Annotated in this window: 11 protein-coding genes; all 11 read left to right on the top strand. The window is 41.9% G+C overall.

The features are described from left to right. Window positions 1–937: 937 nt before the first annotated feature. The 11 genes from AC1DVB_RS14550 (at window position 938) to AC1DVB_RS14500 (ending at window position 11,743) form a co-directional block, all read left to right on the top strand. Window positions 938–1,090, top strand: coding sequence for a YuzK family famiily protein (locus tag AC1DVB_RS14550; protein WP_474001829.1), 153 nt, complete (start codon window positions 938–940; stop codon window positions 1,088–1,090). 450 nt (window positions 1,091–1,540) lie between these two features. Next, the gene (sufC, locus tag AC1DVB_RS14545; protein WP_034310141.1) at window positions 1,541–2,326 is read left to right on the top strand and encodes a Fe-S cluster assembly ATPase SufC; all 786 of its coding nucleotides are present in this window, start codon (window positions 1,541–1,543) and stop codon (window positions 2,324–2,326) included. A 15-nt stretch (window positions 2,327–2,341) separates the two neighbouring features. Continuing rightward, window positions 2,342–3,643: a Fe-S cluster assembly protein SufD gene (gene sufD, locus AC1DVB_RS14540; protein WP_034310144.1), complete on the top strand. Its 1,302-nt coding sequence runs from the start codon at window positions 2,342–2,344 to the stop codon at window positions 3,641–3,643. Beyond that, window positions 3,643–4,872 (top strand): cysteine desulfurase, encoded by a 1,230-nt coding sequence (locus AC1DVB_RS14535; RefSeq protein WP_048688225.1) that lies wholly within the window; start codon window positions 3,643–3,645, stop codon window positions 4,870–4,872. The genes sufD and AC1DVB_RS14535 overlap by 1 nt, the downstream gene beginning before the upstream one ends. Beyond that, window positions 4,862–5,290, top strand: coding sequence for a Fe-S cluster assembly sulfur transfer protein SufU (gene sufU, locus AC1DVB_RS14530; RefSeq protein WP_034310148.1), 429 nt, complete (start codon window positions 4,862–4,864; stop codon window positions 5,288–5,290). The genes AC1DVB_RS14535 and sufU overlap by 11 nt, the downstream gene beginning before the upstream one ends. A gap of 55 nt (window positions 5,291–5,345) precedes the next feature. Next, window positions 5,346–6,743, top strand: a complete 1,398-nt coding sequence (sufB, locus tag AC1DVB_RS14525; protein WP_034310152.1) for a Fe-S cluster assembly protein SufB — start codon at window positions 5,346–5,348, stop codon at window positions 6,741–6,743. A 198-nt stretch (window positions 6,744–6,941) separates the two neighbouring features. Then, the gene (locus tag AC1DVB_RS14520; protein ID WP_057278061.1) at window positions 6,942–7,790 is read left to right on the top strand and encodes a DUF72 domain-containing protein; all 849 of its coding nucleotides are present in this window, start codon (window positions 6,942–6,944) and stop codon (window positions 7,788–7,790) included. Window positions 7,791–7,874: 84 nt separating this feature from the next. Further along, window positions 7,875–8,702 carry a sulfite exporter TauE/SafE family protein gene (locus tag AC1DVB_RS14515; RefSeq protein WP_477589720.1) on the top strand — a complete coding sequence of 276 codons (828 nt, stop codon included), beginning with the start codon at window positions 7,875–7,877 and terminating at the stop codon, window positions 8,700–8,702. Between the two features lie 16 nt (window positions 8,703–8,718). After that, window positions 8,719–10,104 (top strand): bifunctional metallophosphatase/5'-nucleotidase, encoded by a 1,386-nt coding sequence (locus AC1DVB_RS14510; RefSeq protein ID WP_095679234.1) that lies wholly within the window; start codon window positions 8,719–8,721, stop codon window positions 10,102–10,104. A gap of 61 nt (window positions 10,105–10,165) precedes the next feature. Continuing rightward, on the top strand, window positions 10,166–10,468 hold the full coding sequence (locus AC1DVB_RS14505) for a YunC family protein (RefSeq protein ID WP_057278058.1): 303 nt from the start codon (window positions 10,166–10,168) through the stop codon (window positions 10,466–10,468). Window positions 10,469–10,645: 177 nt separating this feature from the next. After that, the gene (locus tag AC1DVB_RS14500) at window positions 10,646–11,743 is read left to right on the top strand and encodes an HD-GYP domain-containing protein (RefSeq protein WP_095679235.1); all 1,098 of its coding nucleotides are present in this window, start codon (window positions 10,646–10,648) and stop codon (window positions 11,741–11,743) included.

Below are 11,743 nucleotides of genomic sequence, written 5' to 3'. Positions count from 1 at the left end.
GTATATGTAACACCCTTTGAACTTATAGATTTAACATATGGATTATTAGATAGTATTTCTATTTCTTTCTCAGTAAAGAGTTTTTTTGGCATTTAATTGTTCTCCGATTCTCCCATTTTTTTCATTATACATAAAAGTACCCTACAGAGCAGACCTTTTTTTAGTGTCTACTCTATAGGGTACAGTTTAGTCTCATTCCGAAACCTTTTTTTTTATTGGATTTAAAATCAGAATAGCCCTCTACATTTGTTATTGAGTGCCGATGGGCAGGGATAACAACCAAAACGCTCATATTACACATAGCCATGGTTGCGGAATCTGCGTCAACAGCTTCAGGGTTTATGTATGCTTCAGCAGTCAGTAACGGATTTGTGTTGGGACGAAAGTAACACCCGGAAATACTCGATTAAGAGCCTCTGATTGAACAAATGATTAATAAAGCTGCCGAACTTAGAGAAGTGAAGCACTTTATCACGGAAATCCTAACAGGCATTGAACGGAATATAGAATGTAGGTGAAAGTGATTCTATCTGATTGTGTAGTCTTAGTGGATTGGAACGGAAGGTACGAGACTCCTGCGGGAAAAGCGAGTCAAGGGGAGACACCGCAGGCGCAAAAGCGCCGAGGAGGCTTCCCGACCGCCCGCGGAAAGCGAGTGCCTGAAGTGGAAAGTAACGTCTAAATTTTAAAAACCTAAAAATCTAAAAAACTGTAGACAAACTAAAAATTATGAGCGGCGCATTATGTAAAAGCTGAACGGACAAACCAGCTCGCTATAATGATGATCCAGGTTGTTTCAGTCTGCGTCTTAATTTAATTCCTTTCATGTTTAATCAGGAAAGGAAAGGGTATAGAGATAATGAAGGTGAAAAAATGATACACAAATTTGAAAGGATGGTTCACTATCAATACTCTGGATTTAAATGTAACAAGCGAAATGGAAAAGGCGATGCAGTCTTCACATGGGATTGGCTACAGTGAGTACAGTAGAGACTTAGACCTCCGTATCGAGGTTGAGAAAGAACGGGATAGGGAACATGTAAAGTGCAACAAAATGGTCCAGGACCTACAACGCAAAATTCACGGCTAAGCATATAAAAGAATTCTTTAAAAGATCGGTCTGTAGAGGTAAAATGGAAAGTGGTCCATAAAATAAGGGTTTCCTTATTGGATAAACTTACATAATACCTGACAGTCCGATTTTTTTCTTTTTAAGCGGAACGTTCGTACCTTGCAATCGAAACCTTTGAACATATAGTAATAAGGACGAAGATTTGCCGAATAATAAGATAATTTTAACAAAAGCTAAAATAAGTATGAATATGCAGTAAACAGGCCATATCTGTTAGTATTGTAAGAATCGGACAGGTTTTTAACATGGCCGAAGTGGAAACCCCTATCTATTTAGTTGATTCCAAATTGGATTTGTTATAAAATTGGAATGAGAATAAAGTGAGAATGCTTTTACGGAAATTATAGTAATGAAAGTAATCTTTACTTTCTGGTAATAAAATTGGAATTAGTTCACGGAGGTATTATTATGTCAGCTTCTACATTAACGGTTAAAGATCTGCACGTATCAATTGAAGGCAAAGAGATTTTAAAAGGGGTAAACCTTGAAGTTAAAGGTGGGGAAATCCATGCGATCATGGGACCAAATGGAACTGGTAAATCAACTTTATCATCAGCAATCATGGGTCACCCTAAATATGAGGTAACTAGCGGAAGCATCACATTCGATGGTGAAGATGTATTGGAGATGGAAGTAGACGAGCGCGCTCGTGTCGGTCTATTCCTAGCTATGCAATATCCAAGTGAAATCAGCGGTGTTACAAATGCAGACTTCTTACGTTCTTCCATTAACGCACGCCGTGAAGAAGGCGATGAAATTTCATTGATGAAATTCATCCGTCAAATGGACCAAAAAATGGAATTCCTTGAAATGGATGAAGATATGGCGCAACGCTATTTAAATGAAGGTTTCTCAGGCGGAGAGAAAAAACGCAACGAGATTCTTCAATTAATGATGATCCAACCTAAAATTGCAATTCTGGATGAGATTGATTCAGGTCTAGATATCGATGCACTTAAAGTCGTTTCAAAAGGAATCAACGAAATGCGCGGAGAAGACTTTGGATGCTTGATCATCACTCACTACCAACGTCTATTAAATTACATCACTCCTGATTTTGTACATGTAATGATGCAAGGGCGTGTCGTAAAATCAGGCGGTCCTGAACTTGCTGCCCGCTTGGAAGCGGAAGGTTATGACTGGATTAAACAAGAATTGGGCATTGAAGACGAAACTGTTGGCGAAGAAGCGTAAGTAGGAGGATTTGCAATGACTACAGAAACGAAATTACCGTTTGAACAAGAGGATATAAGCTCCTATTCAACTAAAAATAATGATCCAGCTTGGCTATCCGAGCTTCGGATTCAAGCGTTTTCTGAATTAGAAAAGCTCCCGATGCCAAAGCCGGATAAAACGAAAATCGATAAATGGAATTTCACTTCTTTCCAAACTCATACGGTTGAGAGTGAAGCTTTTGCCTCTTTAGAGGAGCTTCCGGAAGAAATTAAGTCCATCATTGAAGAAAATGAAAACTTATACATCCAACGCAATAATACGCCGGCACATATCAATCTGTCAGCAAATGTGAAAGAACAAGGCGTCATTTTTACGGATATTTTATCAGCGGCTCGCGATCATGCTGAGCTTGTGCAAAAATATTTCATGAAAGACGGCGTTAAAATAGATGAGCATCGTTTAACAGCGCTTCATGCTGCATTGGTTAATGGGGGAGCATTCCTTTATGTTCCGAAAAATGTAGAAATCAAAGAGCCGATTCAATCGGTATTCCTTCTGGATAATCCGGATACTACACTTTTCAACCATGTCTTGATCGTAGCTGAAGATAATAGCTCTGTCACATATGTAGAGAACTATTTCTCAACCGTTGAGTCTAACGAAGGTGTTGCCAACATCGTAACTGAAGTATTTGCAAATGCGAATGCCAAAGTCCAATATGGTGCGGTCGATACCCTTTCAAAAGGCTTCACGACATATGTTAACCGCCGTGGAGTGGCAGGACGTGACGCACGTATTGAGTGGGCGCTTGGCCTGATGAACGACGGAAATACGATTTCAGATAATACAACATATCTAATGGGCGATGGCTCTCACGGTGATACAAAAACCGTTGTAGTCGGACGCGGGGAACAAAAGCAGAACTTCACGACAGCCATCATTCATTATGGCAAACGCTCTGAGGGTTATATCCTTAAGCACGGTGTCATGAAAGAATCCGCTTCCTCCATTTTTAATGGCATTGGGAAAATAGAGTATGGTGCTACAAAGGCCAATGCTGAACAAGAGTCACGTGTATTGATGTTAAGTGAAAAAGCACGCGGAGACGCCAATCCGATCCTCTTGATCGATGAAGATGATGTAACGGCTGGTCATGCTGCTTCAGTCGGCCGTGTCGACCCGCTTCAGCTGTATTATTTAATGAGCCGTGGTATTACAAAGAAAGAAGCAGAAAGACTTGTCATTCACGGATTCTTGGCCCCTGTTGTTAACGAGCTTCCAATTGAGGGAGTCAAAAAACAATTAGTAGCGGTCATTGAAAGGAAAGTACAGTAATGAACCCATACGAAATTCGTAAGCTTTTTCCAATATTAGATCAAGAAGTCAATGGTCAGCCATTAGTTTATTTAGATAGTGCTGCAACCTCTCAAAAACCGGCTGCAGTGATTGAAGCGATTGAGCAATATTACCGCGGCTATAACTCGAATGTTCACCGCGGGGTGCATACACTAGGAACAAAAGCTACGGATGCGTATGAAGGTGCTCGTGAAAAGGTACGTAAATTCATTAATGCTTCTTCTACAGAAGAAATCATCTTTACCAGAGGCACAACGACTGCCTTAAATACTGTAGCAAGAAGTTACGGTGGTGCAAATATTAAAGAGGGTGACGAAATCGTCATCTCTTACATGGAGCATCACAGCAATATCATTCCGTGGCAGCAGCTTGCCAAAGAAAAAGGCGCTGTATTGAAGTATATTCCGCTTCAGGAAGATGGCACGATTTCCGTTGACGATGCGAGGGCTACAATTACGGAAGCAACGAAAATCGTGTCCATCATGCAGGTTTCGAATGTGCTTGGCGTTATCAATCCTGTGAAGGAAATCGCCCAAATTGCCCATGATCACAATGCTGTAATGGTAGTCGACGGGGCACAAAGCACGCCGCATCTAAAAGTGGATGTCCGTGATTTGGATTGTGATTTCTTTGCCTTCTCAGGTCATAAAATGGTCGGTCCAACAGGCATCGGCGCATTATATGGCAAGAAAGATCTTCTGGAAAAAATGGAACCGATCGAATTCGGCGGAGAGATGATTGATTTTGTAGGTTTGTATGAGTCTACATGGAAAGAACTCCCGTGGAAATTCGAAGGCGGTACCCCAATCATCGCCGGCGCCATCGGCATGGGGGCTGCCATTGATTTCTTGGAGGAAATCGGTTTGGATAATATTGAACGGCATGAACATAAGCTCGCCGCTTATGCAATGGAGAAAATGTCAGCAGTTGAAGGGCTGACCATTTACGGTCCTAAAGATGCAGAAAAGCGTGCTGGTGTAATAACCTTTAATATTGATGACGTACATCCACATGATGTCGCTACCGTTCTTGATGCAGATGGAATTGCTGTCCGTGCCGGTCACCACTGCGCACAGCCATTAATGAAATGGCTTGACGTATCAGCGACAGCAAGAGCAAGTTTCTATCTATATAACACGGAAGAAGATATTGATAAGCTTGTGTCCGGGCTTGTTAAAACGAAGGAGTATTTCAGTAATGTCTTTTGATAACCTTGATACACTTTACCGTCAAGTCATTATGGATCACTATAAGAAACCTCGTAATAAGGGCATGCTAGAAGATGGAAGCATGACAATCGATATGAATAATCCAACTTGCGGCGATCGGATTCGTTTAACGATGAAGATTGAAGACGGCAAGGTCAGCGATGTTAAATTCGATGGTGATGGTTGTTCGATATCGATGAGTTCGGCTTCCATGATGACGCAAGCCATTAAGGGCAAAGACGTTGATACTGCCCTAGCGATGTCCGAGACTTTTTCCTTAATGATTCAGGGGAAAGAATACGACGATGAGATGGACCTTGGGGATATTGAAGCCCTTCAGGGTGTTTCTAAATTTCCTGCCCGAATCAAGTGTGCTACCCTAGCTTGGAAAGCCATGGAAAAGGGATTGAAGGAATAATTAAATTAAAATGAGCTGTTGTAATTCAGCCATTTGAAATGGAGGAATACGAGCTATGGCAAAGAAAATGCCTGATATCGGCGATTATAAATATGGCTTTGCGGATAAAGATGTTTCCATCTTCCGTTCAAAGCGTGGTCTGACAAAAGAAATCGTGGAAGAAATTTCTCGAATGAAGGATGAACCGCAATGGATGCTTGATTTCCGTTTGAAATCATTGGAGCATTTCTACAACATGCCAATGCCTCAATGGGGCGGCGACATGCAGAGCCTGAACTTCGATGAAATCACATACTATGTTAAGCCATCAGAGAAATCAGAGAAGTCTTGGGATGAAGTTCCTGATGAAATCAAACAGACTTTTGATAAATTGGGAATTCCTGAAGCCGAACAAAAATACCTTGCCGGTGTATCTGCCCAATATGAATCTGAAGTGGTTTACCATAGCATGAAAGAAGAATTGGAAGACTTGGGTATCGTGTTTAAAGATACGGACTCAGCACTTCGTGAAAATGAAGATATCTTCCGTGAGCATTTCGGGAAAACGATCCCGCCTACTGACAATAAATTCTCTGCATTGAACTCGGCAGTTTGGTCAGGTGGATCATTCATCTATGTACCAAAAGGCGTTAAAGTGGATACTCCGCTTCAAGCATATTTCCGGATCAACTCTGAAAACATGGGGCAATTCGAACGTACGCTAATCATTGTTGATGAAGGCGCATCCGTGCACTATGTAGAAGGTTGTACAGCTCCTGTTTATACAACTAACTCCCTTCATAGTGCGGTTGTTGAGATTGTCATCAAGAAAGATGCTTACTGCCGTTACACGACGATCCAAAACTGGGCAAACAACGTGTTTAACCTGGTTACGAAACGTGCGGTTTGTGACGCTAATGCAACAATGGAATGGATTGATGGTAACATCGGTTCGAAATTGACAATGAAATATCCTGCTGTCATCTTAAAAGGTGAAGGCGCTCGCGGTATGACATTATCGATTGCCATTGCAGGTAAAGGCCAACACCAAGACGCGGGAGCGAAAATGATTCACCTAGCGCCAAATACATCTTCAACGATTGTATCTAAATCAATTTCTAAACAGGGCGGTAAAGTAACATACCGTGGTATCGTTCATTTTGGACGTAAAGCGGATGGAGCTCGTTCCAACATTGAATGTGATACATTAATCATGGATAATCAGTCTACATCTGATACGATCCCTTACAATGAAATCTTGAATGATAATATTTCCCTTGAACACGAAGCGAAGGTTTCCAAAGTATCCGAAGAACAATTGTTCTACTTGATGAGCCGCGGAATTTCTGAGCAAGAAGCAACGGAAATGATCGTAATGGGCTTCATCGAACCATTTACAAAAGAACTTCCAATGGAATATGCGGTTGAAATGAACCGTCTGATCAAGTTCGAAATGGAAGGCTCCATCGGATAATAACCGACTGGCCTGCTTGTAAGGCGATTTAGAATAATCATTCATACAAAAGCCTGCCGGGTTTGACTGGCAGGCTTTTTGTTTTGATATTTTGATATTCCACACCCTTATACGAAAGATTAAATATGGCTCAATGAGGGTAAAAAAATAAAAGAAGAAGTCAGGAAATGGTCCTGTCCCAAAGGAGTGGTGATGCAGATGATTTATGTTGGTGTGACCGGTTGGGGTGATCATGATAGTTTATATCATGGAGGTGTTTCCCAACGTGATAAACTCAAAGAGTACGGCGCTCATTTTCCCATTGTGGAGGTGGATGCTTCATTCTATGCAGTCCAGCCAAAGAGGAACAGTGAAAAGTGGGTATCCGAGACGCCAGCATCATTCCGGTTTGTCGTTAAAGCCTACCAAGGGATGACAGGACATCAACGTGGGGAAATCCCATTTGAAAGTAAGAAGGAGATGTTCAAGGCGTTTTGCGACTCACTGGAAGCATATCGGAAGTCCGGCAAGCTCGCGATGGTCTTATTTCAGTTTCCGCCATGGTTTGATTGTAAACGTGAAAATGTGAATTACCTGCGATGGTGCAAAGCTGAAATGGGCGATATCCCAGTTGCCATAGAGTTCCGGAATCAAAGCTGGTACAGGCCCAACGTAGTCCAGCAAACTTTGGATTTTATCGAAACGGAAGGCTGGATCCATACTGTATGCGATGAGCCGCAGGCTGGTGAGGGATCCATTCCTGTCGTTCTGCATGCCACCGATAAAGATAAAACCCTGGTACGCTTTCATGGCCGTAACCTGCATGGTTGGCAAAGGCCTGCTTCGGGGGATAATTGGCGTGAGGTCAGGTACCTATATCGATATAATCATCAGGAATTGACTGAATGGGTGGAGAAAATCAGGGTATTGGAAAAGGAATCCAAGGAGTTATATGTCCTGTTCAATAATAACTCAGGCGGGGATGCAGCTGATAATGCCAAACAAATGATCGAGCTGCTTGGTATAGAATATGAAGGGCTGGCTCCTAAGCAGCTTGGTTTGTTTTAAGAGGGATTATATAATGAATAATGAGATGATGTGACAAGCTAGTAGAGGTAATATCCTCACAAACAGGTAAAGGCGGATTTTTTCATGGTATGGTTAGTATTAGTGGGTATTGGATTATTAGCGGGATCAATCGGCGCTCTTGTCGGTCTGGGAGGCGGCATCATCATTGTGCCTTCCCTTTTATATTTAGGAACATCTACAAATATTATCGATGAGCTGACTCCACAGGTCGCCGTTGGTGTTTCAACCGTAACCATGATTTTTACCGGCTTATCTTCCACTCTATCTTATTTAAAACATAAGGTGGTGGATTATAAGGCCGGCTTAATCTTTTTTATTGGCGGTGCACCTGGGGGAATAATGGGGGCCCATGTGAATAAAAACCTTAACGCCGAAGCTTTTTCATTGTACTTTGGAATTTTCATGGTTTTCATGGCCATCGTGTTATTAGTGAAAAATCGTTTGAAGCCCATGCTTTTCAAGCCTGGAAAAGGGAAAATAGTGAAAACGTATAAAACCGAAAATGGACATTCATTTTCCTATGGTTACCACCCCCTGTTAGCTGTATTTATTTCTTTTGTCGTGGGATTCAGCTCCGGGTTATTTGGAATTGGCGGCGGAGCCTTAATGGTACCCGTCATGATGCTTCTTTTCTTCTTTCCTCCGCATATGGCTGTAGCGACTTCGATGTTCATGGTATTCCTATCTTCCATCACTAATTCGATTACGCATATTTCCCTTGGAAATGTAAATTGGCCATATGCTTTTGCCCTGATTCCGGGTGCGTGGTTCGGTGCTAAATTGGGCGCATTGATAAATACGCGCCTAAAGAGTGCGTCGCTGGAGAATATGTTGAAAATAGTGCTGATAATCATTGGTTTACGTCTTATATACCAAGGCATTACAGGATAAACGAGGAGGAAAAATGATGTCAGAAATCATTCATTTATATCACACCAATGATCTCCATAGTCATTTTGAGAATTGGCCTCGTATTGATAAGTTTCTTAAAGAAAGAAGACAACTTCATCAAGAAACGGGAGAAGAAGCAATCATACTGGATATAGGCGATCATGTGGACCGCTGGCATCCATATACAGAAGGTACGTTGGGTAAAGGAAATATTGAACTGCTTAATGAAGCGGGCTACCAATATGTGACCATCGGCAATAATGAAGGGATCACTTTACCTCATGATGCATTGGACTCCTTATATGATCATGCAAGGTTCAAGGTCTTGGCAGCCAATATTTATTACGGTGATAATGAAAGGCCGGAATGGGCGCTTCCATTTTGGATACATACAACGGCAAAAGGCACCAAAATCGCGATGATAGGTTTGACAGCCTTTTTTCAAAAGTTTTATTCTGCGATGGGCTGGGAAATAAAGGAACCATTCATGGAGTTAAAGGCGCAGCTCGAAAGGGTCAAAACAGAGGCGGATGTAATCATCATCCTTTCCCACCTGGGCATCCATGATGATGAGAGGATGGCAAGGGACTTTCCGGAGATTGACATTATACTTGGCGCGCATACCCACCACATCCTCCACCAAGGTAAATTGATCAATGACACACTCCTTTGCGGGGCAGGGAAATATGGTTTTTTTGTTGGACAGGTGGAAATGACCGTCAATCAGGAAAAGAAAATTAGCCAGAAGAGAGCCATTCTTTATGATACCAATGACTTTTTGGAATTGGAGAATGAACGGTCATGGATTGAAGAAATATACCAGGCCGGAGGGAAAACGCTAAAACAGGTTGCTGTGGATTTACCGGTGGCACTGGATAATGATTGGTTCAAACGAAGTCCTTTGACGGAAATCCTTGTGGAGGCCCTAAGGGAGTGGAGTCAGGCGGATTGTTCCTTTTTGAATGCAGGTCTTCTGCTCGAGGGGCTTCCGAAGGGACCTGTCACAAAAGGGGATATTCACAGAATCTGCCCACATCCCATCAATCCTTGCGTCGTTGAAGTAGATGGGAATGAGTTAAAGGAAATCTTGATGCAATCGAGAAATGAAGAGTGGCCTCATATTCAGGTGAAAGGTTTTGGTTTTCGCGGAAAAATCATGGGAGTCATGCATTATGATCAAATTGAATTTAACGAAATGGAGAATGGAATCGTAAAAGGGATCCTTATAAAAGGAGAGAAACTGCAGGCGGATAAGTCCTATAAATTGGCAATACCTGATATGTTCACGTTCGGGCACTTCTTTCCAAGTATCCATCGCTCCAATCGCAAGGAATACTTACTGCCGGAATTCTTACGGGATATCCTTTTATGGAAGCTGAAAAAAATATACACTAAACCCTGATACAAAATCACGGTTTCGCCCTTTTTTTCATAAAGTATGGGGAAGGAAGGGGAGAAACCAATTGATTAACATGATCCCAATAATTCTTGATAATCATACATTCCTAGCCATTTCTGTCCGACTGCCGAAAACGAATTTACTTGCTGTCGCGTCCGAAAAAGGGTATATAATGTGCGGTGCGTTAGATGTTGGACTGCTGAACGATAAATTGAGAGACCGTAAAATCCTTGCAGGGAGGGCCACAGGAGTTAAAACGATTGAAGAGTTATTGGAAGCGCCGCTTGAATCAGTCACCTGGGAGGCTGTGGAAAAGGGCATACATCCAGGAATGATTGGTAAAGAGGCATTAATCAAAATGATTTGAAAAGGTGGGCTTTCTTTCTTCCGAAGGGGGCCTTATTTTTTTATCAAAGTAAATGCTAATATTTTTTCAATAAATATGTTCTAACAGATTCATTTATAAAAATATGCTCCGATAAAACTTATAAAAGAAAGGATCGGTTTGAATTACAAATATTGAATGGGGAAACGGAGTACAAGTATGAGGCTAGCTATTACAAAGTCCCTAAGACCTGGAGCAAGGCTCGGTAAAAACATTTATAATGATCGGGGCCATATCCTATTGTGCGAGGGTCTTAGATTAACGCAGAAGATGATCAATCGACTGGTTTCCCTTAATATTCCCTATGTTTACATTCAAGATTCCAGGACGGATGACATTATTCCGAAGCCCCCAGTTTCCGGGAAACTTAGAAGAGAAGCCATTAATATGATTGAAACCACTTTCCAGGACATGAAAAATAAAATGAACCTGGATGGAACATTCACGATAGAGCAGGCTAACGTCAAATTAACTCAAATAGTCCGGAAAATCATGGGCGAGCTGAAAAGGAATAAAGAGCTAATGACTTTATTGGCCGACGTTTATACATACGATGACTGTATCTTCACACATTCCTTCAATGTGACCTTATATACCTTGGCGATCGGGGTGGAATTGAATATCAATGATAAGAATCTCGAAATTCTTGGGCTTGGAGCGATTTTACATGATGTCGGCAAAATGCTCGTGCCTTTGGAAGTCCTCCGTAAACCCGGTAAGCTGACGGAAAAGGAGTTTGAACAAATCCAAAAACATGCCGATTACGGATTTCATCTAATTAAAAATGTTCATACCGTTTCACTTTTAGTTGCGAATTGTGCCTATCAGCATCATGAAAGGTTAGATGGATCTGGATATCCCCGTGGGATAAAAGGGGATGAAATCCATTATTTCGGCAAGATCATTGCCGTTGCCGATGTGTTTGATGCCGTTACTTCCAATCGGGTTTACCGTAAGGCCATGCTGCCGCATCAAGGATTGGAAGTCCTTTATGCCGGAGTCGGGAAAAAGTTCGACAATACGATCATCGAGGCTTTCCGCAGGGCGGTTGCCATTTATCCCAATGGTCTATCCGTCGAATTGAATGATGGGAGGAAAGGGGTAGTATCCTCTCAAAATGAAGGGATAGGAGACCGCCCCATGATAAGGATACTTGAAGAAGATGGAGAGCAGATAAAAGAGCCCTACGAAGTGGACTTGAATAAAAACCTGCATTTGCTCATCATGAAATGTCTCGATATACAAGAACCAGCCTAA

It is taken from the genome of Peribacillus sp. P4_D6, from assembly GCF_056401795.1.
The sequence above is the reverse complement of the archived record's forward strand: the minus strand, read 5'-3'. Positions and strand labels throughout refer to the sequence as shown.

Bases quoted from the DNA above. Each gene is read 5' to 3' on its own strand.
- AC1DVB_RS14550 (WP_474001829.1), top strand. From the start codon at position 938: ATGGAAAAGGCGATGCAGTCTTCACATGGGATTGGCTACAGTGAGTAC.
- sufC (WP_034310141.1), top strand. From the start codon at position 1,541: ATGTCAGCTTCTACATTAACGGTTAAAGATCTGCACGTATCAATTGAA.
- sufD (WP_034310144.1), top strand. From the start codon at position 2,342: ATGACTACAGAAACGAAATTACCGTTTGAACAAGAGGATATAAGCTCC.
- AC1DVB_RS14535 (WP_048688225.1), top strand. From the start codon at position 3,643: ATGAACCCATACGAAATTCGTAAGCTTTTTCCAATATTAGATCAAGAA.
- sufU (WP_034310148.1), top strand. From the start codon at position 4,862: ATGTCTTTTGATAACCTTGATACACTTTACCGTCAAGTCATTATGGAT.
- sufB (WP_034310152.1), top strand. From the start codon at position 5,346: ATGGCAAAGAAAATGCCTGATATCGGCGATTATAAATATGGCTTTGCG.
- AC1DVB_RS14520 (WP_057278061.1), top strand. From the start codon at position 6,942: ATGATTTATGTTGGTGTGACCGGTTGGGGTGATCATGATAGTTTATAT.
- AC1DVB_RS14515 (WP_477589720.1), top strand. From the start codon at position 7,875: ATGGTATGGTTAGTATTAGTGGGTATTGGATTATTAGCGGGATCAATC.
- AC1DVB_RS14510 (WP_095679234.1), top strand. From the start codon at position 8,719: ATGTCAGAAATCATTCATTTATATCACACCAATGATCTCCATAGTCAT.
- AC1DVB_RS14500 (WP_095679235.1), top strand. From the start codon at position 10,646: ATGAGGCTAGCTATTACAAAGTCCCTAAGACCTGGAGCAAGGCTCGGT.